This window comes from Capillimicrobium parvum (genome assembly GCF_021172045.1).
In the GTDB taxonomy this organism is placed as follows: domain Bacteria; phylum Actinomycetota; class Thermoleophilia; order Solirubrobacterales; family Solirubrobacteraceae; genus Capillimicrobium; species Capillimicrobium parvum.
In genome coordinates, this window is record NZ_CP087164.1 from 2638707 (window position 1) to 2662518 (window position 23812).

Consider the following 23812-nt stretch of genomic DNA (forward strand, 5'->3'; position numbering starts at 1 on the left):
GGGTCCTCAGCCACCACCGTTCCGACCCGGAGGGAGGTGACTCGCTGAGCTCGCTCGAGACCTACCGCGACGACGGCCCCCTGGCCCGCACGCTCGGGCGCGTCGCCGGGCGCGCCGTCCCGCTGGCGCCGACGGCGCTCATCGCGCTCGGGGTCGCCGCGCTGCTGATCGTCATCGCGATCACCGGCGACGACGCCGACCGGTGGGTCCCGGGCGCCCTGATCGCCTGGCTGATCGTCACGGCCGGCACCTCGAGCGGGCGCCCGCACACCGATCGCCTGCGCTGGGCGATCCCGTCGCTGCTGCGCATCGGCGAGTACGCGGCGGTGCTGTGGATGGCGGCGATCGCGGGCGAGCGCTCGCTGCCGGCCGCGTTCGCGCTGCTCGGCGTCGTCGCCTTCCGCCAGTACGACCTCGTCTACCGCCTGCGCTACCGCGGGACGGTGCCGCCGCAGTGGGTGAACCTCGTCACGCTCGGGTGGGACGGACGGCTCGTGCTCGTCTGGGTCCTGCTGATCGCCGGCGCGCTGCCCGCGGGCATGTACATCGCGGCCGGGCTCCTGGCCGTCGTGCTGGTCGGCGAGTCCGTCACCGGCTGGCGACACTTCGAACGGGCCCAACGGCCCATGCTCTACGAGGACGAGGAGGAAGAAGCCGCATGATCGGCATGGTGCTCGCCGCGGGCTGGGGCAGTCGCCTGGCCCCGCTGACCGACGCGCTGCCCAAGACGCTGCTCGAGGTCGACGGCGACCGCACGATCCTGGACGTCGCCCTGGGCAACCTCAAGCACGTCGGGCTCGACCGCGCGGTGGTCGTGACCGGCTTCCAGCACGACGTGCTCGTCGAGCGCCGCGCCGCCCTGGAGCGCCGCCACGGCCTCGAGATCGAGCTGCTGTTCAACCCCAAGGCGCTCGAGTGGAACAACGCGTACTCGCTGTGGTGCGCGCGCGAGCACTTCGCCGAGGGCGTGCTGATGGCCAACGGCGACACCGTGCACCCGCCGTCGGTCGAGGAGACGCTGCTCGCCGCGCGCGGCGCCGGCGACGTCGTCATCGCCGTCGACCAGTCGCACGAGATGGGCGATGAGGAGATGAAGGTCCACGTCCGCGACGGGCTGCTGGACCGCATCAACAAGGCGCTCGACCCGGCCACCGCGGACGGCGAGTACATCGGCGTGACGCTCATCGAGCCGGCGGCCGCGCAGCCGCTGGCCGACGCCCTGCAGGCGACGTGGGAGCGCGACCCGTCGCTCTACTACGAGGACGGCTTCCAGGAGCTCGCCGACCGCGGCGGGCGCGTGGCGATCGCGCCGATCGGCGTGGTCGAGTGGGTGGAGGTCGACGACCATGCCGACCTCGCCCGGGCGCGGGAGGTCGCGTGCCGCTGCTAGCGCGCATGGTCGGGACGCCGCTGGCCATCGACATCGGACCGGGGGCGATCGAGGCGCTGGCGCCGCTGCTGGCCGACCGCCGCATCTCCAGCGGCGGGCACGTCGCGGTGGCCGTCGGGCCCGGACAGGGCGAGGCCATCGCCGCCGTCCTGCGCCCGCAGCTGGCCAACGCGGAGATCATCCCGGTGCAGGGCGGCTCGGTCGAGGCGGCGATGGACCTGTCGCGCGGCCTGCGCTCGGGCTTCTACGACGCGCTCGTGGGCATCGGCGGCGGGCGCACGATCGACGTGGCGAAGTACGCCGCGTCGCTCGCCGGCCTGCCGATGGTGGCGGTGGCGACGTCGCTCGCGCACGACGGCCTCGCGTCGCCCGTCGCGTCGCTGACCGAGGGCGGGCGCAAGATGTCCTTCGGGGTGCAGATGCCGATCGCGGTCGTCGTCGACCTCGACTACGTGCGCCGCAGCGCGCCGGAGATGCGCCGGTCGGGGATCGGCGACGCGGTCTCCAACCTCTCCGCGATCGACGACTGGCGGCTCGCCGAGCGCGAGCGCGGCGAGACCGTCGACGGCCTCGCGGTCACGTTCGCGCGCACCGGCGCGATGGCGATCATCGACCGCAGCGACTCCATCGACGACGACCGCTTCCTCTACGCGCTGGCCGACGCGCTCGTGCTCTCCGGCCTGGCCATGGCGGTCGCCGGATCGAGCCGGCCGTGCAGCGGCGCCGACCACGAGATCCTCCACGCGATCGACCACCTGTTCCCGGGCAGCGCGAACCACGGCGAGCTCGCCGGCATGGCCGCGCTGTTCACCTGCCATCTGCGCGACGACGCGGACACCGCCGCGCACCTCGACGCCTGCCTCGCGCACCACGGCCTGCCGCGGGTGCCCGCCGACGTTGGGCTCACTCCCGGGCAGTTCGCCGCGGCGGTGCACCACGCGCCGTCCACGCGCCCGGACCGCTACACGATCCTCGAGCACCTCGGGCTGGACGAGCGGGAGGTGAGGCGCCGTGTCGACGCGTACGTCGGCGCCGTCGATCGCTGAGCTGCGCGCGGTCACCCAGCCCCCCTCGATCTTCGAGCGCAACAGCGGCGAGCACTGGGCGGGGCGCCTGTACATGCGCCGCCTGTCGCCGTACCTGACGCGGCTGCTGCTGCGCACCCCGATCACGCCGAACGGCGTCACGTGGCTGATGATCCTGTCCGGCATCGCGGCGGCCGCCGCGCTGACGCTGCCCGGGATCTGGCCGGCCGCGCTCGCCGTCGTCCTGATCCAGCTGCAGCTCCTGCTCGACTGCTCCGACGGCGAGCTGGCCCGGTGGACGGAGCGCAAGTCGCCGGCCGGGATCTACCTCGACCGGCTGGGCCACTACGTGACCGAGGCGCTGCTGCCGGTCGGGCTCGGCATCCGGGCCGACGGCGGCTGGGAGCACATCGGCGGCTGGACGACGCTCGGGCTCGTCGTGTCGGTGCTCGTGCTGCTCGTGAAGTCCGAGACCGTGCTCGTGACGATCGCGCGGGTGGAGGCCGGGCTGCCGCGCGCGCAGGACACGCGGGCGGTCGCGGCGCCGCGCGCGGCCGGGCTGGCGGCGGCGCGCAGCGCGCTGGGGCGGCTGCCGTTCTTCCGCGCGTTCGTGGCGATGGAGGCGACCCTGCTGGCGCTGGCCGCGGCGGTCGGCGACGAGATCGCGGGCGACCTGGACGTCACGCGGGGGCTGCTGATCGCACTCGTGCCGATCGCAGCGGTCACCGCGGCCGGTCACCTGCTGGCGATCCTGACGTCGAGCCGGCTGCGGTGAGCGGCGCGCCGCACCCCTCCACCCGCCGCGGCCCGGACGCCGTGGGGCCCGAGACCTTCGGCTGCGTCGTGCTCACGGGCGGCCGGCGGCCCGACGACCTGCGCCTCGCCCTCGCCACGCTGCTGGACCAGGCCAGCGTTGAGCTCGACGTCGTCGTGGTCGGCAACCCGTGGCAGCCGAGCGGCCTGCCGGCGGGCGTGCGCGGCGTGGGGCTGCCGGAGAACGTCGGCATCCCGGCGGGGCGCAACGCGGGCGTCGAGCACGTGGACGGACGCCTGCTGTTCTTCCTCGACGACGACGCGTCGCTGGCGGATGCGGACGGCCTCGCCCGCGTCGCCGCGAAGTTCGCCGCCGATCCGGCGCTCGGCGCCGTCCAACTGCGCGTGGAGTCACGCGACGACGGGCCGCCGCTGCGCAACTGGGTGCCGCGCCTGCGCGTCGGCGACCGGTCGCGCTCGGGCGACGTGGCCGCGCTGTGGGAGGGGGCGGTGGCGATCCGCCGCAGCGTGTTCGAGGAGGTCGGCGGCTGGCCGGGCGAGTTCCGCTTCGTTCACGAGGGCGTCGACCTGGCCTGGCGCGTGCTCGACGCCGGCTACCGCGTGCACTATGCCGGCGACGTCGTCGCCCGCCACCCGTCGCACGTCGTCGGCCGTCACGGCTACTCCGCCTACTACGGCGCCCGCAACCGCGTGTGGATCGCCCGGCGCAACCTCCCGGCCCCGCTCGGGCTGCTGTTCGTCGCCACGTTCGCCGCGAGGACGCTGCCGACGCTCCTGCGCCGCCGCCACCTGCGCGCGGCGCTGCGCGGCTATCGCGACGGCCTGCGGCTCCCGTGCGGCCCGCGGCGGCCGCTGCGGGCCGCGACGCTGTGGCGCATGACCCGCAACGGCCGCCCGCCCGTGATCTGATGCGCCCGAGGACGCAATAGCCTGAGATCGGATGTCGACCCAGACGGTCTCCGCGTCAGCCGACGACCCACTGCACCGCCAGTGGGAGGACGAGTTCGCGCCCGAGGTGCATGTCTACGAGCCCCACAAGGTCGGGCTCCCGCCGCTGCGCGCCTACGTGCACGAGCTCTGGCGCCGGCGCGAGTTCGCCATCGAGCTCGCGCGCACGAGGCTCGCCGCGCAGCACTACGGCACCGCGTTCGGGATGACGTGGCTCATCCTCAACCCGCTGCTGCTGGGGGTCGTCTACTTCCTGCTCGTCGACATCCTGCGCAGCGGCCACCACCCGAAGGGCTTCTTCGCCCACCTGCTCGGCGGGATCTTCGCCTACTACCTGTTCTCGGACTCCGTGCGTCCCGCGGTCAAGTCGGTGACGTCAGGCGGCCGGCTCATCCTCAACACCGCCTTCCCACGCACACTGCTGCCGCTGTCGGCCGTGTTGACGTCGGTCATGCGGTTCCTGCCGACGATGGGCGTCTACGTCATCGTCCACGTCGCCTCGGGCCTGTCGTTCGACGTGGAGATGCTGTGGGCGATCGTGCCGCTCCTGGAGATCCTCGTGTTCACGCTGGGGATCTGCATGCTCGTGGCCGCGCTGCAGGTCTACTTCCGCGACATGGCCAACTTCCTGCCGTACCTGCTGCGGATCTGGCTCTACGCGTGCCCGGTCCTCTGGTACGCGGCCGAGGTGCCGCACGGCTACAAGTGGCTGCTCTACGCCAACCCGCTCGGCAGCATGCTGACCGCGTGGAGCGAGGCCCTCAACCAGGGCATCACGCCGGGCACGACGTGGCTCGTGCTCGGCGGGGCATGGGCCGTGGTCGCGTTCGTCGCCGGCGGCCTGTTCTTCGTCTCCCGGGAGCGTGAGTTCGCTGTCCGCCTCTGAGGCTCCGGTGCCCGCCCCCGCGGCGTCCGCGCGGGACGAGACCGAGCGGGCGGCCGAGGCCCCCGCCTCGATCAAGGTCGAGAACGTCTCGATCACGTACCAGACGGCGCTCGCGCACCGCCAGACGCTCGTCGGCACGCTGTCACGCCTCCGCCGCCGCCGCAAGGTGACCAAGGAGATCAAGGCGGTCCGCGACGTCTCCTTCGAGGTCCCCCGCGGCACCGTGCTCGGCATCGTCGGCGCCAACGGCGCCGGGAAGTCGACGCTCGTGCGGGCGATGGCGGGCATCCTGCCGCCGACGAACGGGCGCATCGAGGTCCACGGGCGCGTCAGCACGCTGCTCGCCCTCGGCGTGGGCTTCGACCGCAAGCTCACCGGCCGCCAGAACGTCGTGCTCGGCGGTCTCGCCGCGGGCCTGAGCCGCGAGCAGCTCGAGGACAAGTACGAGGAGATCGTCGAGTTCGCCGAGCTCGACGAGTTCATGGACATGCCGATGCGCACCTACTCGCAGGGCATGTACGGCCGCCTGGCGTTCTCCGTGGCGGTGAACATGGAGCCCGACATCCTGCTCATCGACGAGGCGCTGTCGGTCGGCGACGCGCACTTCAAGCGCAAGTCGTTCGACAAGATGCGCGAGCTCTGCGACCAGGCGCACACGATCGTGCTCGTCAGCCACGCCCTGCGCTCGCTGCGCGAGCTCTCCGACGAGGTCGCGTGGCTGAACAAGGGCGAGCTCGTCGAGTACGGCCGGCCCGGGAAGGTGATCCGGGCCTACCAGCGCTACCTCAAGGTCGACGAGGACGACGAGGTCACGCAGGAAGACGTCTGACGCAGCGCGGGCTGGCGAAGACGGCGTAGCTGCGGTTGCGGTAGATCCGCGTGTAGCGGGCGGGCGCGGTCGCCTTCGGGAAGTTCTTCTTGTAGAAGCGCTTGGCGTACTTCGTGTGCCGGGGCTGGAGGAACAGCTCGCCGAGCGGGCTGGCGTGCCCGCGCACGGTGCCGACGCTGCCCGGCGGCCCTGCCGCCCAGAATCGGAAGTAGGGAATGGGGCGGTGGTCGGCGGTCGACAGCGGCGCGCAGACCGCGAAGGCCGCCTTGACCTTCGGCGCCTCGGCCGCCTTGCGCAGGTCCGCGTAGAGGTGGCTGTCGGCGGCGAAGCGCTGGTCGAGGTCGCGCAGCATCGAGAGCTGCTTGGGGATGAACACGAGCGACAGCAGCAGCGCGAAGGCGCCGATGCCCATCCACCATCGGCGCGCGGAGGCGTGCTTCGGCAGCAGCTGCCAGCCGAACACCGCCGCGCCGTAGAACAGCGACAGCAGGATCGCCGGGGTCCGCACATAGCGGCCGATCAGCGGCAGGCCGAACAGCGGGCCGATCGCGAAGACGGCGAGCATCGCCACGACGACGGCGACGATCAGCACGCCCTGGCGGCGCCGGTACATCCAGGCGAAGACCATGCCGATCGGCACGCCCAGGATCAGCGGCTCGCGCAGCGTGAAGGCCAGGTAGGCCGCGCCCCACCTCGGCACCTGGGTGATCGAGCGGCGCCGGTCGTTGGACGCGGCCAGCTCGGACGTGCCGTGCAACGAGTGCAGCGGGTCCCCGGTGATGATCCAGTCGCTCGCGGCCCATACGACCGGGGCGATGAGCGCGACGGCCACGAGCTTCGCCCGCTCCTGCCACGTCCGTCCCGCCCACAGGTAGAGGACGTAGAGGCCGGAGAGCACCCAGGCCTCGGGGCGCAGCAGCCCGGCGACCGCCAGCACCGCGAGCACCGGCACGCCCCGCTTCGGCTTCACCGCCTCGAGCAGGACGGCCCCGACGATGAGCGCCTCGAAGGGCAGGTCCTGGTAGGCGAGGACCGCGTCGCGCTCGATCGCGGGCCGGGTCAGGACGACGAGCGCGGCGAGCGCGCCGGCCCATGGCGTGAACAGCCGGCTGCCCAGGCGGAAGACGAGCCAGACGAGCGCGCCGAAGCACAGGAGCGTGATGAGGACCATGACCCGGTCGGCGTTGTCGCCGAACGGCAGCGCGATCGAGCTGACCGCCATCTGCAGCGGGTGGGGCGTGGGGGCGTAGTCGGCGGTGTACTCCGGCGTGAACCCGTGCCACAGGTCGTGCGCCCACAGCAGCGCGTAGCGCGCGTCGTAGTTGAGATACCACGGGTCGTAGACCAGGTACAGGAGCGCGGCGACGCCCACGATCGTCGCCACGGCGGGCAGCCAGCGGGCCATCGTGGCCGGCGCGGCGCGCGGGGGCGTCGCGGTGGCCATCCGACTCACGAAGATACCGGCCGCGCAGGCGGCGCTCCCTACCATGGCGCTCCGTGTCCGCCTTCCTGCGCCGCCCGCGCGTGCTCATCGCGCTCGGCCTCCTCGCCGTGCTCGCCGCCGGTGCAGGGGTCGCGGCGTGGCTCGTGGTCTCCAAGGAGCCCGGCGACGTGTCGAACCCGAACGTCGAGTTCGACGCCCCGGCCCCCACCACGACGCCGCCGGCCACGACGCCGACGACGCCGACCACGCCGTCGAAGCCCAGGCGTCCCCAGAAGCCCAGGACCGTCAACTGGCCGCGCTACGGCTACACGCAGGGCCACACGCGGGTCTTTGCGCCCGACCATGCGCTGAACGGGCCCTGGCGGCGGATGTGGGTGCGGCGCGCGCCCGCGCTGACCGAGTTCCCGCCCGTGATCTGGGACGGCACGCTCTACCTGCTCGTCGACGACGGCACGCTCATGGCGTTCAAGGCGAACAACGGCCGGATGCGCTGGCGCCGGCAGGTCGGCGCGCTGGCCGCGAGCAGCCCGGCGGTCGACGAGTTCCGGCTCTACGTCGTGCTGCTCGAAGGCGCGAAGGGGAGCCGCAAGGGCAAGATCATGTCGCTGAGCCGGCGGACCGGCCGTGTCTTCTGGTCGAAGGGGCTGCCGAGCCGCGGGGAGTCCTCGCCGCTGCTGCGTGACGGCAAGGTGTTCTTCGGCACCGAGGACGGCACCATGTATGCGCTCGACGCCCGCAGCGGGCGCCAGATCTGGACCTACCACGCGTCCGGAGCGATCAAGGGCAGCCCGAGCTACGACGCGGGCAAGCTGTACTTCGGCAGCTACGGCGGCGACGTGCACGCCGTCCGCGCGTCGGACGGCAAGCTGCTGTGGAAGTCCGGGGCGGCGCGCGGCCTCGTGCGGTCCGGCAACTTCTACGCGACCGCGGCGGTGGCGTTCGGCCGCGTGTACATCGGCTCGACCGACGGCCGCGAGTACTCGTTCGCCTCGCGCACCGGCAAGCTCGCCTGGGCGCGGCAGACCGGCGGCTACGTCTACTCGTCGGCCGCGGTCGACAACGTCCCGGACGTCGGGCCGACCGTGTTCGTCGGGTCCTACGACGGGCGCTTCTACGCGTTCGACGCGCGGTCGGGCCGAACACGCTGGACCTACGACGCCGGCGGCCGGATCTCCGGTTCGCCGACCGTCATCGGCACCACCGTCTACTTCGCCAACCTCGCCAAGCGCGAGACGGTCGGGCTGAGCACGGCACACGGCCGGGTCGTGTTCCGCCGCTCGGCGGGCTCGTTCGACCCCATGGTCACCGACGGTCAGTGGCTGTACCTGACCGGCAGCTCCTCGGTGACCGCGCTGCGCCAGATCGCGCCGCGCACCCCGGAGCAGAAGCGGGCCGCCCGCGCGCGGGCGGCGGCCAAGCGCGCCGCCGCGCGCCGGCGGGCGGCCCAGCAGCGCGCGGCGCAGCGCCGGGCGGCGGCGAAGAAGCGGGCGGCGAAGCGCAAGACGCAGGCCGCGAAGAAGCGCGCGCGCCGGTCGTCGAACTGACGCTCAGCCGGGGCGGGACGCGGCCCGGCGGTCCAGCGCTGTGTCGTCGCAGGCCCACCGATCCGGTCAGCAGCCAGGCGCCCGTCTTGAGCGCGATGGTCACGATGGCTGCGGCGACCGACAACCACAGCAGCCTGAAGAGCCGCGGGTCGTGCACCGTGGGTTGCGCGTCAACCGTCAGGGACTGAGTGTAGACCTGAACAATCATTCAGCTATTCTCTCGGGCAATGGCGCACGGAACACACGCAGACGTCGATCGTCTGATCGACGACCACCGGTACGCACGCGCGGCCGCCGAAGCGATGCAGGCCCTGTCCGCGCCCAGCCGGTTGCGCATCCTCGCGCGCTTGCACGTCGGGCCCGCGTCGGTGAGCACGATCGCGGCCGCCGTGGGGATGGAGGGCTCTGCGGTCTCCCACCAGCTGCGGCTGCTGCGCCACCTCGGGCTCGTCGTCGGGCAGCGTGACGGCCGCCAGGTCGTCTACGAGCTGCACGACGATCACGTCGCCGAGATGCTCGAGCAGGTCATCGCGCACGTCGACCACGTGCGCCTCGGGTTGGCGGGGCGCGCCGGCGCATCGCTGACGGTCGGCGCCTGACGGTGAACGCGAGGCGCGGTGGAGCACATGAGCGCGGAACCCGCACAGGCTCGGCACGACGATCGCCCGGCGCACGACCACCGCGGACACGGCCATTCGCATGGGCTCGTCCCCGAGTCGATCAAGCGCTCGCGCGACGGCGTGCGGGCCGTCTCGCTCAGCCTGGTCGTGCTGCTGGTGACCGCACTGCTGCAGGTCGTCGTGTTCGTCGCCACCAGCAGCGTCGCGCTGCTCGCTGACCTGATCCACAACTTCGGCGACGCGCTGACCGCGATCCCGCTCGGCGCCGCGTTCCTCATGCGTTCAGCCGTCGCCGAGAAGCGCGCCGGCTACTTCGTCGTGTTGGCGATCCTCGTCAGCGCGGTGGTCGCCGCCGCCGAGGCGATCAACCGGCTCGTGCACCCTCATCCGATCGACCACCTCGGCGTGCTCGCCGTCGCGGGAGCCATCGGGTTCATCGGCAACGAACTCGCTGCGCAGGTGCGGCTGCGCGCCGGACGCCGGCTGCACAGCCCGGCGCTGATCGCCGACGGCAACCACGCCCGCATCGACGGGCTCGTCAGCCTCGCGGTCGTCGCCAGTGCAATCGTCGTCGCATTCGGCCTCGATCTCGCCGACCCGATCATCGGCCTCGCGATCACCGCCCTGATCCTGCGCATCACCTGGTCCTCGTGGCGCACGATCACCGGCCACGACCATCATCACTGACCCACCAAGGCGAGCGCCGCCGGCCTCGCGGCATAGGTTCTTCAGGTCCGCGTCGCCACCAGCGCCAGCTTGCGCACGCGCCCCTCGTCCAGCCATCGGATCCAGAGGCGGTGGGCGGCGAGCAGCTCGTCCAGCGCCCGGCGGCCGATCTGGGCGGCGATCTCCTCGGCGTGCTCGGCGAACGCGCTCGTCAGCGCCTGCGCCGTCGCGCGATGGGCGCGGCTGTGGTCCTCCTGCCATGTGACGGTGAGCCCCGCCCGCTCCAGGGATGCGGTCAGCTCGTCGAGCGGGGTGAGCCAGACCGTGTCGGCGTCGGGCATCGCCGCTCGCTCGGCTGCGGTCAGCGGCGGCCCCTCCTCGAGCGTGAAGGCGAACCGCCCGCCGGGCCGCAACGCCGGGAAGATCTCGCGGATCAGGGCGTCCTTGTCCTCGAAGGCGAGCATCGTCTCGAGCAGGAGCACAACGTCGAAGGGACCGGAGGGGAGCGGCGGAACGTGCGCGACCGCGAAATGGCACGGCAGATCGCCCGCGAGATCGCGGGCGACGGCGACGGCGCTCGCGCTGGCGTCCACGCCCAGGTAGGCGCAGCCCAGCTCTCGGGTGAGGAGCCGCCCGGGCCCCGCGGTGCCGCAGCACAGGTCGAGCACGCCGACGCCGGGGCCGATGCCCGCCTGGGCGGCCAGGCCCCGGATCTCGCCGGCGGTCATGAAGCTCTCCTGCCCGACGTACTCGCCGGCGGCGTACGCGGACAGCCGCGCGCGATGCAGTGCGCGGTGAAACGGCGCGCGGTCGTCCTGCCTCATCGCGCTGCCGGCCTCGACGCCATCGGCCCCGGATCCTGCCGGAATCCGCCCCGGCTCTCTGCGGCGGCGCTCCGGGTCTGCCTGTGTTGATCCGTCCTCGCGCTCCCGACGCCCCGGAGGGCGCGCTGCGAGTGAGCTGGGCGGGCCCGGCAACCGGGCTGGCGGCCCAGGTGCTGCTCCTGGCCGTCGTGACGCAGGCGGCCGGGCTCGGCGCGGCCGGCTGGGTCGTGGGCCTCGTGAGCGCCGTGGTCATCGCGGCCGCCCTGGCGCGCGGGCTGGCGGGCGGCGCCGATGATCGACTGGGGCCGGCGTCGTGGGTGACGCTCGCCCGGGCCACGCTCGCCGTCGGCGTGGCCGCGCTGGCCGTGGACTCGCTGATCCGGGGCATCCCGGTGGCGCTGTTCGTGACGATCGCCGCCGTCGCGCTCTCGCTGGACCTGGTCGACGGCCAGGTCGCACGGCGCACCGGGACGGAGTCCCGGCTCGGCGCGCGGTTCGACGGCGAGATCGACGCGTTCCTGATCCTCGCCCTCAGCGTCCATGTCGCCCCCACGGTCGGCGCCTGGGTCCTCGCGATCGGCTTCGCGCGATACCTGTTCCTCGCCGGCGAGTGGCTTCTGCCGTGGATGCGGGCCCCGTTGCCCGCGCGCCGGTGGCGCAAGATCGTCGCGGCGGCGCAGGGGATCGTGCTGACCGTCGCCGCCGCCGGCGTGCTGCCCCTGGGGCTGGTGCGGGCGCTCCTCGCCGCCGCGCTCGCCGCGCTCGCCGCGTCGATCGGGGAGTGCGTGTGGTGGCTCTGGCGCCGCCGGGACGTGCCGCGCGAGCGCACACGCGACGCCGTCGACCATCCGCGCGAGCGCGGGCCGCTGCGCACGGGCATCGCCGCGGCGCTGACGGTCCTCGCGGCGCTCCTCGTCTGGGTCGCGCTCGTCGCGCCGGCCGAGCCGAGCCGCTTCGCGCTCGGCGCGTTCGTGCGGCTCCCGCTCGAGCTCCTCGTCGTCGTCGCCCTGGCCGTCCTGCTGCCCGCCGCGCCCCGCCGCGCGTTGGTGATCGCGGCGGGAGCCGTCCTGAGCGCGATCGTCGTCGTCAAGGTCCTCGACATCGGGTTCTTCACGGCCTTCAACCGGCCGTTCAGGCCCGTCGACGACTCGGGCTACGTCGGGATCGGCATCGAGACGCTGGGCGACGCGATCGGCCGGGCGCAGGCGCACATCGTCGCCGTCGTCGTGGGCCTGCTCGTCGTCGTGCTCCTCGCCGTCCCGGTTCTGGCGCTGGCGCGTGTGACCCGGGTTGCGGCGGGACACCGCGCCTGGGCGCTGGGGGCGATGGCGGTGCTGGGGGTCGTCTGGGTCGGGCTGCGCGTGGCCGGCGCTCCGGTCGCCTCCTACAGCGCGGCGCAGCTCGCCGTCGGCGAGGTGCAGGCCGTGCAGGCGGGCCTGCACGATCACGCGGTCCTCGCCCGCCTGATCGCCCGCGACCGCTTCCAGGCGACGCCCGGCGACCGGCTGCTGACCGGGCTGCGCGGCAAGGACGTCCTGCTCGTGTTCGTCGAGAGCTACGGCAGGGTCGCCGTCCACGGCTCGTCGTTCTCGCCCGGGGTCGACGCCGTGCTGCGCCGGGGCGATGCTCAGCTGCGCACGGCGGGCTTCTCCGCGCGCAGCGCCTTCCTGACCTCGCCGACGTTCGGCGGCCTCAGCTGGCTGGCGCACTCCACCCTGCAGTCCGGGCTGGAGATCGACGGCCAACGGCGCTACGACCAGCTCGTCGGGAGCGACCGGCTCAGCCTCACGCGGGCGTTCAAGCGCGCCGGCTGGCGGACGATCGCCGACATGCCGCAGGATCACCGGGACTGGCCGCAGGGCAGGACCTTCTACCACTACGACAAGGTCTACGACCGCCGCAACCTCGGCTATCGCGGCCCGGGGTTCGGCCTGCCGCCGATGCCCGACCAGTACACGATGCTGGCCCTGCAGCGATTCGAGCTCGCGAACCGCCACCGGCCCCCGGTCTTCGCCGAGGTCGACCTCACCTCGAGCCACACGCCCTGGACGCGCATCCCCCGCCTGATCCCCTGGGACCAGGTGGGCGACGGATCCATCTTCGGCCGCATCGCGCCGGCGGAGGCCACGACGGCCAGCCTCTTCGGCGACGCCGAGCGCGCGCGCGCCGCCTACGGCCATTCGATCGAGTACGCGCTGCGCATGCTCTTCTCGTTCGTCCAGCGCTACGGCACCGACGACACCGTGCTCGTCGTCCTGGGCGACCATCAGCCCTCGACCAAGGTCAGCGGCGACAGCGCCGGCCACGACGTCCCGGTCTCCATCATCGCTCGCGACCCGAAGGTCATGGCGCAGGTCGCCGGGTGGCGGTGGGAGGCGGGCATGCGGCCGAGCCCGCAGGCGCCCGTCTGGCCGATGCGCGCCCTGCGCGACCGCTTCCTCAGCGCGTTCGGCTCGTCGCCGGCGGGCGGCTGAGCGCACTGCCGGTCAGTCGTCACGGAAGCGCGGCGAGAGCGCGTAGCGCAGCAGCACCACGTCGCCGATCTGGTTGACCTCGGCCAGGGTCGCGCGCCGGTCGGGGTTCCACGGGAAGCGTCCGTCGGTCACGAAGCGCGGGGCGCTCGAGTCGCCGACGAAGCAGGGCGCCACGACGAGCTGCAGCTCGTCGACGAGGTCGTCGGCCAGGAACTGGGTGTGCACGACGCCGCCGCCTTCGACCATGAGCCGTTCCACGCCGCGGTCGGCGAGGTCCTCGGTCAGCCGGCGCATCCGCACGCGCGCGCCGCCGTCGACGATCGTCGCCACCGGTCCGAGGCGGGCCCGGGCGTCGGCCACCCGCGGGCTCGGCGTGTAGACGAGCTTCTCGGCCTCGCCGGTCGTGAAGAAGCTCGAGCGCGCGTCGAGGTCCGCCCGGCCGGTCACGGTGATCTTCATCGGGTCGGGCGCGAGCCCGAGGGCGGTGCGCGCGTCGCGACGGGCCGGGGAGCGCACGAGCAGCCGCGGGTCGTCGGTGCGCACGGTGACCGCCCCGACCATGATCGCGTCGCAGGAGGCGCGCACCGCGTCGACGCGGTCGAAGTCGGCCTCGTTGGACAGCGCCAGGCGCGGCCGGTGGTCGCCGAGATAGCCGTCGATCGACACGCTGCAGCTCAGCAGGGTGTACGGGCGCTCAGACATCCTGGACTCCGTCCTGCGGCGCGACGACCCCGCCGCCGCGCCGGAGCGGCCACGCGAGCTCCGGCGGCGACCGTGTGCCGCGGGCCCACGCCGCCACGAGGACGACGGCGCCGGGGAGGCTGGCGGCGAACACCATCACGCCGTAGACCACCGCGGTGGCGACCCCGCGCGACGCGCCCAGGCCGGCGGCGGCGAACGCCCAGGCCGCCACGCCTTCGCGCGGTCCCCAGCCGCCGACGTTGGGCAGCGCCGCGGCCAGGAGCACGAGCAACGCCAGCGGCACCATCCGCGACGCGGGCGCGGTCGCGCCCGCGGTGCGTGCGGCGATCAGGAACGTGATCGCGTGTCCCGCGACGACCAGCGCCGACAGGAGGACGATGGCCGCCCACGCCCGCCGGGCGAGGAGTCCGTCGTGGAGGTCGCGAGCGGCGGCGCGACGCAGCCTCGCCCACCGCGAGCGCCCGCCGGCGCGCCACCGCATCGCCGGCACCACGCCCACCGCCGCCACGAGGAGCGCGGCCGCGACGAAGGGCATGGCCGCCCGGACGGGCGACACCGCGACGAGGAGGACCGCGACGGTGAGCACCACCTGCACGACCTGACCGGCCGAGCGCTCCCACGCCACCGCCCGCAGCCCCCGGCCGACGTCGCGCGTCCGGCGACCGTGGCTGATCCCCCGGTGCAGATCGCCCAGCACCCCTCCCGGCAGCGCCACGTTGAGGAAGATCGACCGGTAGTACGCGGCCACCGCGGGGCCCAGCGCGAGCTCCACGCCGAGGCCACGAGCCACGACGCGCCAGCGCCAGGCGCCGCAGATGGTGGTGAGCACGGCGATGCCCGCCGCGGCGGCCAGCGCCCGGCCGTCGACCGTGCGCACGCCGTCGAGGAACGGCCCGGTGCCCACGCGCCAGACCAGGACGGCGAGCGTCGCCGCGGTGGCACCGAGGCGGACCCACCACCAGACGGGCCGGCGGCTCGTGGCGGTGCGACCGGGGTGGACCACGGCCGTCACGGCACGACCAGCAGGTCGGCATGCCCGACGGTGACCGCCAGGTCCCCGGAGGCCGCCTGCACGAGGCGCCGATCCCGGTAGGGCCCGGCCTCGGCGGCCAGCGTGGGCTCCTGCTCGCAGCCGGCGGCGACCCACCCGCGCAGCCACTCTGCCGTGAGGTGGGCGTGGGCGGCGCCGAGGCGCCAGGGGCTCGAGCGGATCAGGACCCGGGCGCCCGTCGCCCGCAGCGCACGGACGGCGGCGGGTACGGCATCCGGGCCCAGCAGGCGGCCCGCCGTCGTCATACGGCGCTGGTGGGCGTTGAACGCGGCGCCGATGCGCCCGTCCAGCGGGTCTGCCGGCACCAGGACGACCCGCGCGACGACCGTCAGTGCCAGCAGGACGGGACAGCCGATCTCGATGCAGGCGCCGAGCATCCCGGCGAGCTCGCCCGTGGTCAGGATGTCGAGCAGCGCCGAGGCCACGATGAGCCGGGCGCCCTCGAGGTCGCCCGAGGTCAGCCGGGTGACGTCGGACAGGCGGGTCTCGACCATGACCGCGGCCCCGTCGAGGGCGTCGTCCGGCGGGTCGCCGGCGGCGAGCGCCAGCAGCTCGGGGTCGCGGTCGTGGATCACCCAGTGCTGCCGGCCGGGCAGCCGCGGCGCGAGCCACCGCCCCATCGCGCCGCTGCCACCGCCGAGGTCATGGATCTCGAGCGGGCCGGCCGCGCGAAGGTGCCGCCCGAGGCGCTCGGCCAGCTCGGCGCAGCGCGCCGCCGCGTCGGCGGGCTCCCGCAGGGCGAGCCAGTCGGGGCTGACCTGGGTGCCGTGCGCGATCATCGCTGCGCTCCCGCGAGCAGCCCGGCGAGGACGGACGCCGTGACCGGCCACGGGCGCAGCGACGCGCGCCGCTCTCGGGCGGCCCGGCGCAGGCGCTCGCGCAGCCCGGCGTCGCGCAGCCAGGCCCGCAGCGCGGCGCCGAGCGCCGCCGGGTCGCCGGGCGCGACGAGCATCCCCGGCCGCGTTCCGTCACGCCCCTCGCCGAGGGCCTCCGCCACCCCGCCGACGTCGGTGGCCAGGACCGGCACGCCGCGCGCCAGGGCCTCGGTGACGACCATGCCGTACGTCTCGGCGTGCGATGCGAGCACGAGCAGGTCCGCCGAGGCGTAGCCGCGGTGCAGTTCCGGCCCGGTGCGCGGTCCGGGGAAGCGCACGCGCCCGTCCAGCCCGAGGTCCCGCGCGCGGCGGCGCACGCCGCCGGCGAACACGGGGTCGCGGTCGACGCTGCCCAGGCATGTGCAATGCCACGACAGCTCCGTAACGGTGGCGAGCGCCTCGAGCAGCACGTCGTGCCCCTTGTCGGGGATCACCGCCGCGACGCAGAGCAGCGCATCGCCGGCCGGGCTTCCCGGGGCCAGGGCGGCGGTGTCCACGCCGGGCTCGGCCACGTGCACCCGGCCGGGCGGCAGCGCATACAGCTCGTCCAGCCGGCGACGCGCCCACCCGCTGGTCGTGACGACCGCGGTGGCCGCCTCCAGGACGTCGCGCTCGCGCGCCCGGACCGCGCCGGACTCGCCGGCAGGCGGGCGGTGTCCCAGCGGCATGTGCACCAGGGCGACCTGGCGAAGCCGGTGCGCCTCGGGCACGAGGGCCTCCGGTGCGGCCGACGCGACCAGCCCGTCGAGCAGCACCACGGCGCCGTCCGGGATCCGGCGGACGGCGCGCCTGAGGGCCGCATGCCCCGTCGCGTCGGCCCGCGGCCACGCGCCGGGCACGCCGTGCTCGTGAACCTCCCAGCCGCGCTCGGCGAGCCCGCGGCAGATACGGCGGTCGTACACGTTGCCGCCGCTCGGCCGGGCCGGATCGTCGATGCCCTCGGGGACGACCACGTGCACCCTGGTCACAGCGCTCGCTCGTAGCTCGCCCACGCCACGTGGGACTCGCGCAGCGTGACGGCGAGCCCGTCGAGGTCCCGCGCCCCGTCGCCCATGGCACCGGCCCGGGCGCGGTCGGCGAGCCGGTCCGCGACGAACCGGGCGAGCGCCTCGGTGGTGGTGTTCATGCCCGCGAAGTCCGCGACGTCGTCGAGGTTGCGGTATCCGAGCTCGGCCACCACCGCGCGAAGCGCGTCGCCCGCACGACCGATGTCGACGACGATGCCGTCGGCGTCGAGGGTCGCGCGCCGAAACGTCGCGTCGACGACATACGTCGCTCCATGCAGCTGCTGCGCGGGCCCGAACACCTCGCCCCGCAGGCTGTGGGCGATCATCATGTGGTCGCGGACCGTCACGCTGAACACGCGCTACTCCTCGTCGTAGGTGATCGTGTGGCAGAGCGCCGGGAGATCCCCCGCCGCGAGCCGCGCCATGACGGCGGGAAGCTCGTCGAAGCGCGACTCGCCCGTGATGAGCACGTCGAAGGCGGGGTCGCGCAGCAGGTCGAGCGCGAGCGCCAGCCGGTCGGCGGTCGTCCGGCGCGCGCTCCGGATGGGGGACACCGTCCCGACCTGGCTGGCGCGCAGCCCGAGCCGGCGAGCGTGGAAGGCGCCGCCCAGCGAGAGCCGCACCTCGGTATCGCCGTACCAGCTGAGGTCGAGCACCGTGGCCTCGGACGCGAGCAGCTCGAGCGAGCGCTGCAGCCCGGCGGACGTCGCGCTGGTGTGAACGACCAGGTCGCAGCCGCCGGGCGCGTCCTCCGGCAACGCGAAGCGGGCGCCGAGCACGGCCGCGACCTCGGCCCGGGACGCGTCGACGTCGACGAGCGTCACCTCGAGCGCCGGGAACCGCGCGAGCAGGCGGGCGACGCAGCAGCCGACCATCCCGGCGCCGACGACGGCCACGCGGTCTCCGACCAGCGGGGCGGCGTCCCACAGGGCGTTGACGGCGGTCTCGACGGTGCCTGCGAGCACCGCGCGTGCCGCCGGCACGTCGTCGGGGATGACGGACACCGCACCGGCCGGCACGACGTAGGCCGTCTGGTGCGGATAGAGGCAGAAGACCTCGCGCCCGCACAGCTCCGGGGGTCCGTGTTCGACCGTGCCGACGTTGAGATAGCCGTACTTCACCGGGCCCGGGAAGTCGCCCTCCTGGAACGGCGCCCGCATCGTGGCGTACTGGCCCGGCGGCACCCGGCCCCGGTAGACCAGCGTCTCGGTGCCACGGCTCACCGCTGTCCGCAGCGTGCGGACCACCACGTCGCCCCGGCCCGGCCGGGCCGGTGCGACCGGCCGGATCTCCCCATGCTCGGGCGCGCGCAGCCAGAACGCATGGGCGTTGTCGAGCACGTCGTATGCCTCGGCTTGCTGCGGCATCGGTAGGTGAGCTCCCCCGGGTTCACCTGTCCAGACGCCCGACCGCGGCGATCCTTCCCGCACGGGTCGTCCGTGGCCGCACGGTCGCCGCGCGCCGTGCCGCCTCGCACCATGACCGGGGCTTAGACTGCGCTCGCGTGTCCTGGAAAGGCACCGTCCATCGCGCACTGAGGCGCTCGACCGGCTTCGAGCTGCGGCGCGCCCCGCCGCCCAGGGAGCCCCGGCCCCGTCCGCGGCCGCCGCGCGTCCGCGTGCGCTCGGGCGACCGGCTCGTCGAGGCGCCAGTGTTCATCCTCTCGACCGTCCGGTCGGGCTCGACGCTGCTGCGCGTGCTGCTCGGCAGCCACTCGCAGATCCACGCGCCGCATGAGATGCACCTGCGCGACATCGCCGTCGAGGTGAAGTCGAAGTACGTCGAGCGGGCGCTCGACTCCGTCGGCCTGGACCAGGCGCACCTGGAGTACCTGCTCTGGGACCGCGTCCTGCACCGCGAGCTCGCCGCCAGCGGCAAGTCGGTCCTCGTCAGCAAGACGCCGAACGACGTGTTCATCCTGGATCGCATCCGTGCCTGCTGGAGCGACGCGCGGTTCATCTTCCTGCTGCGCCATCCGGCCGCGATCGCCGCTTCGCGCCACGCCACGCGCCCGCAGGACACGGCCGAGCGCAACGTCGAGATGATCCGCCGCTACGCCGTCGCCCTCGAGCAGGCCCGGACGGAGCTGCCCGGCCACACCGTGCGCTACGAGGACCTCGCGTCCGATCCCGCCGGCGAGACGCAGCGGCTGTGCGCGTTCCTCGGCGTGCCGTGGGAGGAGGCGATGCTCGACTACGGCCGCCACCGCCATCGCGGCCTGAAGGCGGGGCTCGGCGACTGGACCGAGAAGATCAGGTCCGGCCAGGTGCAGTCGCCAACGCTGCCTCCGCCGGACGCAGAGGTCGCTGGCCCGCTGCGCGAGTTCGCCGAGGCCTGGGGCTACCTGCCCGCCGGGCCGCCCACCGCAGCGCCGGGCGCTCGAGCGCCAGCCAGCTGACCGCCGCCAGGGTCCCGGTGATGGCCCCGGCCAGCGCCAGCGCCGGCGCGAGATCCGCCGGCCAGTGCCCGGTCCCGCGCAGCGCGAAGATCACCGGGAAGTGCCAGAGGTAGATGCCGTAGGAGAGGGTGCCGAGCAGCCGCAGCGGCGCCGTCGTGAGCAGCGCGCCGCGGATCGGCGAGGCCGTCAGCGCCGTGACGATCGCCGCGAAGCCGAGGACGGCCGGGAGGTGGCTGTCGACGTCGCGCACCACCTGCGGGCCGAGCCGCAGCGCGGTCCACGCCGCATCGAGGACGACGGCCGCCGCTCCGCCGGCGAGCAGGCGCGCGGCGGTCCGCCGGGACAGCACACGCCGGTGCATGACGGCGGCCGCGAGCATGCCGGCGGCGAACGGCGGCAGGTTCGTCAGCAGCGACGTGGTCACGGTGCGCGGCCACGCGTCGAACGCGGCGGCCGCCTGGAGCCCGACCCCGAGGATGACGAGCGCGGCCGGCAGCGCCGCCTGGCGGGCGCGGCCCGCGCCGAGGCGGGCGGTCAGCACGGCGAGCAGCGGCACGAGCGCGTAGAAGGAGACCTCGACGGCCAGCGTCCACATCGGCGGGTCGAGCTGGCCGCGGGTCGCCTCGGACTGGCCCTGGGCGAAGAGCACGAAGCGCGGCAGATCCGAGGCCGCGACCGCGTTGGGATGCCCGATGGCCGTCAGGACCGCGAAGGCGCCGAGCAGCGCCGCCCAGTAGGCGGGGAGGATGCGCGCCGCCCGGCGCAGCGCATAGCGGCCGAGGCGCGGGGCGGCCCGGCGATCGAGCACCGCCGCGACGAACGGGCGGTAGACGAGAAAGCCCGAGAGCACGAAGAACAGGGGCACGCCGAGGTACAGCTGACTGAGCGCCAGCTCGAGCGGGGCCTTCTCCGGACGCCCGCGGGCGCCCCAGTCGAACATCCACACGTGCAGGACGAGGATCCCGGCGCAGGCCAGGCCGCGCATGCCGTCGAGCGCGGGGGTCCGCCCGGCCGGTGCGGGCGGGGTGGCGGCGGGGGTGGGCGGAGGCGTCACGGTTGGCGGCGATGCCGAGGGGGCGGCGAAGACGGCTGCGGGTGGGGGCACTGATACAACACTCCGATGAGCGCCGTCCGTGTGCAGCGCGCGGGGCCGGTCACGACGGTCATCCTCGACCGGCCCGAGGTGCGCAACGCGGTCGACGGGCCGACGGCGCACGCGCTGGCCGACGCCTTGCGCGCGTTCGACGCCGACGACGACGCGTCGGTCGCCGTCCTGTGGGGTGCCGGCGGCACGTTCTGCGCGGGTGCGGACCTCAAGGCGATCGGCTCGGAGCGCGGCAACCGGGTGGAGGCCGGGGGCGACGGGCCGATGGGCCCGAGCCGCCTCGTCCTCTCCAAGCCGGTGATCGCGGCGGTCGCCGGCCACGCCGTGGCGGGCGGGCTCGAGCTCGCCTGCTGGTGCGACCTGCGGGTGGTCGAGGAGGACGCCGTGTTCGGCGTGTTCTGCCGGCGTTGGGGCGTGCCGCTCATCGACGGCGGCACGGTCCGCCTGCCGCGGCTGATCGGGCTGTCGCGGGCGATGGACCTGATCCTCACCGGCCGGGCCGTGGACGCCGAGGAGGCGCTGGCGATCGGGCTGGCGAACCGGGTCGTGCCCGCCGGGACGAGCCGGGATGCCGCCGAGGACCTCGCCGCCCAGCTCGCCCGGTTCCCGCAGGTGACGCTGCGCGGGGACCGGCGCTCGGCGCTCGAGCAGGAGGGGCTCCCCCTGGCGGACGCGATGGCGAGGGAGCTCGAGATCGGGCGCGAGAGCCTGGCCCAGGCGGTCTCCGGTGCGGCCCGGTTCGCGTCCGGCCACGGGCGGCACGGCGACTTCGGCGACCTCTGAGCATCGAGCGTCGGCGTTCTCAGCCTGACGACGAGAAAGTCGACGCTCGGCGCCGCGCGGCGGGGCGCCTCAGCTGGCGCCGCGCGGCGGGGCGCCTCAGCTCGGTGCCGCGTCGCCCAGCAGCAGCTCGACGACCAGCACGTCGCGCCACTCGCCGTCCAGCCGGCTGTGGCGCAGGTGCCACCCGACGTCCCGGAACCCATGGCGGTGCGCCAGCGCGACGGAGGCGTCGTTGCCGGTGAGGATCCGGCTCATGAGCTTCCACAGCCCGGCGGCCTCGGCGTCGGCGACGAGCCGGCGCATCAGCGCCGTTCCGATCCGTCCACCGCGCGCGCTGCGCGCCACGTAGACCGTGTACTCGCCGATGCCGGCGTACGCCTCACGCTCGTTGTAGGGCACCCAGCTCGCGAAGCCGACGACCGCGCCCCCGCGCGCCGCGACGATCATCGGCTCGGCGGCGATCCGCTGCTCCATCTCGTCCGGCGTGCGCGGCCGGGTCTCGAACGTCGCGACCCGGTCCTCGATGCCCTCGTTGTAGATCCGCGCCACCGCGGCCGCGTCGCCGGGCGCGGCGGGGCGGACGGTGACGGGTGACGCGCTCACGAGACGAGGCCGAGCAGGCGCTCGAGGTCGCGTTCGTCGTTCCAGGCGCCGACCGACGCACGGACGTACGGCCAGCCCGGCAGGTTGCGGATGACGATGCCGGCCTCGCCGGCGCGCGCCACGAACCCCGCCGGGTCGTCCTCGACCCACGAGACGAGCGTCGTGCGCCCGCGCGGCGCCACCTCGCGGCCCCGCGCGCGCAGTTCGTCGACCAGCCACGAGGCGAGGCCGGCGGCGCGCTCGCCCGCGGCCTCCCACCCGAACTCCGCCATGAGCTCGTCGGCCGCGACCGCGGCGGCGGTGCCCTCGGGCGCGAGCGCCGAGGCGTCGTGGCGGCGGGCGTCGGGGTGCGGCTCGGCCGCGAGCCCCTGCGCGGCGTCTACGAGGTTCAGGTACGTCGGACCGATCGGCGGCAGCCGGTCCTGCCAGGACGGCGCGACGTAGAGCATCCCGCTGCCGATCGCCCCGCACATCCACTTCTGGCCGGCCGCGCCGTAGAACGTGCAGCCGAGCGCGTCGACGTCGACCGCGACCGCCCCGGCGCCCTGGGCGCCGTCGAGCAGCACCGGGACGCCGCTCGCCGCGACCTCGCGCAGCTCGGCCGGGGCGACCTCGCCGCCCACCCAGCTCACGTGCGAGCAGGCGACCATGCGCGTCGCCGGCCCGACCGCCTCGGCCACGCCGGCGAACGGGACGATGCGCACGTGCGCGCCGGTGCGACGGTGCAGGGCGCCGAGCGGGCCGAGCAGGCCCGGATGCTCCTGGTCGCTCGTGATGACCTCGTCCTCCGGCCCGAGGTCCATCCCGGCGAGCACGCGGACCATGCCCTCGCTCGTCGACGTGGTCAGCGCGACGTTCTCCGGTGCCGTGCCGAGCCGGGCCGCGTACGCCGCCCGCTGACGCACCTGGAGCCCGAGCATGCGCTCGAAGAACGGGTGCGCGCGGCCGTGCGCGGCCCCGGCGTCGAGCATCGCGCGGGCCGCTTCGACGGTCGTGTCCGCGAGGGGCCCGCACGTGCCCGCGTTGAGGTATGCGATGTCCGAGCCGCCCTCGGCGCGCGGGCGCAGGACGGGGAAGTGGGCGCGGAGGCCGGCGGGCTCCATGAGGCCCGCCACGCTACCCCTCTGCGCCTCCGCGAAGCAGTGCGACGGCTACTGCCCGCAGACGGGCCACTGGCCGGGCCCGGCCTGCGCGTAGAGGATCTCGGCGCGCCGGGTCTGCTCGGCGACCGACGCGGCGGCCGGATCGCCGCTTCCGCCGACGGCCTGCCAGGTGGCGTAGGAGAACTGGTACATGCCTCGATAGGTGCCGCCTCCGCCGATGGCGCGCGGGTCGCCGCCCGACTCGCACTGGGCGATGGCGGCCAGATGGCCGGTCGGACCGCCGCCGCCGCCCGCGGCCGGAGCCGGGGCCGGCTTCGGCTTCGGCGGGCGGCGCAGGTCGTGGATCGCGTTGCGCAGGCGCCGGTTGCTCCAGCTCGTCGTCGCCGCCGCCTTCGGCTTGTGGTCGTGGCGGCGTGCGGTGCGTTCGTACTGGGCGACGAGGCGGTCGCGGACGTGGCTGCGCATCTGCTGGCGCAGCGTCCGCTCGCCGGCGAACCGGGGCGTCAGGGCGTCTGGGGCGACGCGGGCGGCGGCCGTGGCGGGCGTGGCGGGGGCGGGGGTGCCGGCGTCGGCGGCGAACGCGATGGCGGTCGGCGTGCCGGCCGCGGCGGCGGCCGTCAGCGCGGCAAGGGCTCGGGTGCTCATGGTCTCGAGTGGATTCCTCCTGCCGGGGCACAGCGGACGCAGGACGGCGCCTCGCGCACGGACCGGCACGGGTTGGGCGGCGCACGTGCAGCGACTTGGAGAACAGCGCGCAAGCC

Annotated in this window: 24 protein-coding genes and 1 pseudogene; 13 read left to right on the plus strand and 12 right to left on the minus strand. The window is 74.6% G+C overall.

Annotated elements, in window-relative coordinates:
- The first annotated feature begins 80 nt into the window (after positions 1-80).
- The 7 genes from DSM104329_RS28950 to DSM104329_RS12970 are packed head-to-tail and all read left to right on the plus strand — an operon-like array spanning position 81 to position 5852.
- The gene (locus tag DSM104329_RS28950) at positions 81-662 is read left to right on the plus strand and encodes a DUF5941 domain-containing protein (RefSeq protein WP_326924503.1); all 582 of its coding nucleotides are present in this window, start codon (positions 81-83) and stop codon (positions 660-662) included.
- A complete protein-coding gene (locus tag DSM104329_RS12945; RefSeq protein WP_259315857.1) occupies positions 659-1390 on the plus strand; it encodes a phosphocholine cytidylyltransferase family protein in 732 nt (243 codons plus the stop codon). Before DSM104329_RS28950 ends, DSM104329_RS12945 begins: the two co-directional genes overlap by 4 nt.
- The gene (locus tag DSM104329_RS12950; protein ID WP_259315858.1) at positions 1378-2436 is read left to right on the plus strand and encodes an iron-containing alcohol dehydrogenase family protein; all 1059 of its coding nucleotides are present in this window, start codon (positions 1378-1380) and stop codon (positions 2434-2436) included. The genes DSM104329_RS12945 and DSM104329_RS12950 overlap by 13 nt, the downstream gene beginning before the upstream one ends.
- The gene (locus DSM104329_RS12955) at positions 2402-3190 is read left to right on the plus strand and encodes a CDP-alcohol phosphatidyltransferase family protein (RefSeq protein ID WP_259315859.1); all 789 of its coding nucleotides are present in this window, start codon (positions 2402-2404) and stop codon (positions 3188-3190) included. The genes DSM104329_RS12950 and DSM104329_RS12955 overlap by 35 nt, the downstream gene beginning before the upstream one ends.
- A complete protein-coding gene (locus tag DSM104329_RS12960; protein ID WP_259315860.1) occupies positions 3187-4098 on the plus strand; it encodes a glycosyltransferase family 2 protein in 912 nt (303 codons plus the stop codon). Before DSM104329_RS12955 ends, DSM104329_RS12960 begins: the two co-directional genes overlap by 4 nt.
- Before the next feature lie 31 nt (positions 4099-4129).
- Positions 4130-5023: an ABC transporter permease gene (locus DSM104329_RS12965; RefSeq protein ID WP_259315861.1), complete on the plus strand. Its 894-nt coding sequence runs from the start codon at positions 4130-4132 to the stop codon at positions 5021-5023.
- A 7-nt stretch (positions 5024-5030) separates the two neighbouring features.
- On the plus strand, positions 5031-5852 hold the full coding sequence (locus tag DSM104329_RS12970) for an ABC transporter ATP-binding protein (RefSeq protein ID WP_259315862.1): 822 nt from the start codon (positions 5031-5033) through the stop codon (positions 5850-5852).
- Here the strand turns inward: DSM104329_RS12970 and DSM104329_RS12975 are convergent.
- Positions 5833-7296 (minus strand): hypothetical protein, encoded by a 1464-nt coding sequence (locus DSM104329_RS12975; RefSeq protein WP_259315863.1) that lies wholly within the window; start codon positions 7294-7296, stop codon positions 5833-5835. The genes DSM104329_RS12970 and DSM104329_RS12975 overlap by 20 nt on opposite strands.
- Positions 7297-7349: 53 nt before the next feature.
- Here DSM104329_RS12975 and DSM104329_RS12980 point away from each other — a divergent pair, with 53 nt between their 5' ends.
- The 3 genes from DSM104329_RS12980 (at position 7350) to DSM104329_RS12990 (ending at position 10147) form a co-directional block, all read left to right on the plus strand.
- Complete coding sequence (locus DSM104329_RS12980; RefSeq protein ID WP_259315864.1) at positions 7350-8840, plus strand: outer membrane protein assembly factor BamB family protein; 1491 nt, start codon at positions 7350-7352, stop codon at positions 8838-8840.
- Between the two features lie 227 nt (positions 8841-9067).
- Entirely contained in the window at positions 9068-9439 is a 372-nt protein-coding gene (locus tag DSM104329_RS12985) for an ArsR/SmtB family transcription factor (protein ID WP_259315865.1), read from the plus strand.
- Positions 9440-9466: 27 nt separating this feature from the next.
- Complete coding sequence (locus tag DSM104329_RS12990; protein WP_259315866.1) at positions 9467-10147, plus strand: cation diffusion facilitator family transporter; 681 nt, start codon at positions 9467-9469, stop codon at positions 10145-10147.
- A 41-nt stretch (positions 10148-10188) separates the two neighbouring features.
- Here the strand turns inward: DSM104329_RS12990 and DSM104329_RS12995 are convergent, their stop codons facing one another.
- Positions 10189-10950, minus strand: a complete 762-nt coding sequence (locus tag DSM104329_RS12995) for a class I SAM-dependent methyltransferase (protein WP_259315867.1) — start codon at positions 10948-10950, stop codon at positions 10189-10191.
- An 86-nt stretch (positions 10951-11036) separates the two neighbouring features.
- Between DSM104329_RS12995 and DSM104329_RS13000 the strand changes: the two genes are divergently transcribed.
- Positions 11037-13424 (plus strand): CDP-alcohol phosphatidyltransferase family protein, encoded by a 2388-nt coding sequence (locus DSM104329_RS13000; protein WP_259315868.1) that lies wholly within the window; start codon positions 11037-11039, stop codon positions 13422-13424.
- A gap of 12 nt (positions 13425-13436) precedes the next feature.
- On the opposite strand, the gene DSM104329_RS13005 is transcribed toward DSM104329_RS13000, so the two are convergent.
- Genes DSM104329_RS13005 through DSM104329_RS13030 form a run of 6 tightly spaced genes read right to left on the minus strand, consistent with a single transcriptional unit; the run spans position 13437 to position 18426 of the window.
- Positions 13437-14126, minus strand: a complete 690-nt coding sequence (locus DSM104329_RS13005) for a RibD family protein (RefSeq protein WP_259315869.1) — start codon at positions 14124-14126, stop codon at positions 13437-13439.
- Entirely contained in the window at positions 14119-15129 is a 1011-nt protein-coding gene (locus DSM104329_RS13010) for a lysylphosphatidylglycerol synthase domain-containing protein (RefSeq protein ID WP_407655910.1), read from the minus strand. Before DSM104329_RS13010 ends, DSM104329_RS13005 begins: the two co-directional genes overlap by 8 nt.
- Positions 15130-15134: 5 nt before the next feature.
- On the minus strand, positions 15135-15956 hold the full coding sequence (locus DSM104329_RS13015) for a hypothetical protein (RefSeq protein WP_259315871.1): 822 nt from the start codon (positions 15954-15956) through the stop codon (positions 15135-15137).
- Positions 15953-17020: a glycosyltransferase family 4 protein gene (locus tag DSM104329_RS13020; RefSeq protein WP_259315872.1), complete on the minus strand. Its 1068-nt coding sequence runs from the start codon at positions 17018-17020 to the stop codon at positions 15953-15955. The genes DSM104329_RS13015 and DSM104329_RS13020 overlap by 4 nt, the downstream gene beginning before the upstream one ends.
- Positions 17017-17415, minus strand: coding sequence for a 6-pyruvoyl trahydropterin synthase family protein (locus DSM104329_RS13025; RefSeq protein ID WP_259315873.1), 399 nt, complete (start codon positions 17413-17415; stop codon positions 17017-17019). The genes DSM104329_RS13020 and DSM104329_RS13025 overlap by 4 nt, the downstream gene beginning before the upstream one ends.
- Before the next feature lie 3 nt (positions 17416-17418).
- Complete coding sequence (locus DSM104329_RS13030; protein WP_259315874.1) at positions 17419-18426, minus strand: zinc-dependent alcohol dehydrogenase; 1008 nt, start codon at positions 18424-18426, stop codon at positions 17419-17421.
- A 137-nt stretch (positions 18427-18563) separates the two neighbouring features.
- On the opposite strand from DSM104329_RS13030, the gene DSM104329_RS13035 reads away from it, so the two are divergent.
- Complete coding sequence (locus DSM104329_RS13035; protein ID WP_407655885.1) at positions 18564-19457, plus strand: sulfotransferase family protein; 894 nt, start codon at positions 18564-18566, stop codon at positions 19455-19457.
- Positions 19458-19467: 10 nt separating this feature from the next.
- On the opposite strand, the pseudogene DSM104329_RS13040 reads toward DSM104329_RS13035, so the two are convergent.
- Positions 19468-20442 (minus strand): annotated as a pseudogene (locus DSM104329_RS13040) (acyltransferase family protein); the annotation flags it as partial.
- Between the two features lie 135 nt (positions 20443-20577).
- Between DSM104329_RS13040 and DSM104329_RS13045 the strand changes: the two are divergent.
- A complete protein-coding gene (locus DSM104329_RS13045) occupies positions 20578-21345 on the plus strand; it encodes a crotonase/enoyl-CoA hydratase family protein (RefSeq protein ID WP_259315876.1) in 768 nt (255 codons plus the stop codon).
- A gap of 96 nt (positions 21346-21441) precedes the next feature.
- Here DSM104329_RS13045 and DSM104329_RS13050 read toward each other — a convergent pair whose 3' ends face one another.
- The 3 genes from DSM104329_RS13050 to DSM104329_RS13060 are packed head-to-tail and all read right to left on the minus strand — an operon-like array spanning position 21442 to position 23696.
- A complete protein-coding gene (locus tag DSM104329_RS13050; protein ID WP_259315877.1) occupies positions 21442-21948 on the minus strand; it encodes an arsinothricin resistance N-acetyltransferase ArsN1 family A in 507 nt (168 codons plus the stop codon).
- On the minus strand, positions 21945-23051 hold the full coding sequence (locus DSM104329_RS13055; RefSeq protein WP_259315878.1) for an aminotransferase class V-fold PLP-dependent enzyme: 1107 nt from the start codon (positions 23049-23051) through the stop codon (positions 21945-21947). Before DSM104329_RS13055 ends, DSM104329_RS13050 begins: the two co-directional genes overlap by 4 nt.
- Positions 23052-23099: 48 nt before the next feature.
- The gene (locus DSM104329_RS13060) at positions 23100-23696 is read right to left on the minus strand and encodes a transglycosylase family protein (protein ID WP_259315879.1); all 597 of its coding nucleotides are present in this window, start codon (positions 23694-23696) and stop codon (positions 23100-23102) included.
- Positions 23697-23812 lie beyond the last annotated feature (116 nt).

Bases quoted from the DNA above. Each gene is read 5' to 3' on its own strand.
- DSM104329_RS12945 (WP_259315857.1), top strand. From the start codon at position 659: ATGATCGGCATGGTGCTCGCCGCGGGCTGGGGCAGTCGCCTGGCCCCG.
- DSM104329_RS12965 (WP_259315861.1), top strand. From the start codon at position 4,130: ATGTCGACCCAGACGGTCTCCGCGTCAGCCGACGACCCACTGCACCGC.
- DSM104329_RS12975 (WP_259315863.1), bottom strand. From the start codon at position 7,296: ATGGCCACCGCGACGCCCCCGCGCGCCGCGCCGGCCACGATGGCCCGC.
- DSM104329_RS12985 (WP_259315865.1), top strand. From the start codon at position 9,068: ATGGCGCACGGAACACACGCAGACGTCGATCGTCTGATCGACGACCAC.
- DSM104329_RS12990 (WP_259315866.1), top strand. From the start codon at position 9,467: ATGAGCGCGGAACCCGCACAGGCTCGGCACGACGATCGCCCGGCGCAC.
- DSM104329_RS12995 (WP_259315867.1), bottom strand. From the start codon at position 10,950: ATGAGGCAGGACGACCGCGCGCCGTTTCACCGCGCACTGCATCGCGCG.
- DSM104329_RS13005 (WP_259315869.1), bottom strand. From the start codon at position 14,126: ATGTCTGAGCGCCCGTACACCCTGCTGAGCTGCAGCGTGTCGATCGAC.
- DSM104329_RS13015 (WP_259315871.1), bottom strand. From the start codon at position 15,956: ATGATCGCGCACGGCACCCAGGTCAGCCCCGACTGGCTCGCCCTGCGG.
- DSM104329_RS13030 (WP_259315874.1), bottom strand. From the start codon at position 18,426: ATGCCGCAGCAAGCCGAGGCATACGACGTGCTCGACAACGCCCATGCG.
- DSM104329_RS13045 (WP_259315876.1), top strand. From the start codon at position 20,578: ATGAGCGCCGTCCGTGTGCAGCGCGCGGGGCCGGTCACGACGGTCATC.
- DSM104329_RS13055 (WP_259315878.1), bottom strand. From the start codon at position 23,051: ATGGAGCCCGCCGGCCTCCGCGCCCACTTCCCCGTCCTGCGCCCGCGC.
- DSM104329_RS13060 (WP_259315879.1), bottom strand. From the start codon at position 23,696: ATGAGCACCCGAGCCCTTGCCGCGCTGACGGCCGCCGCCGCGGCCGGC.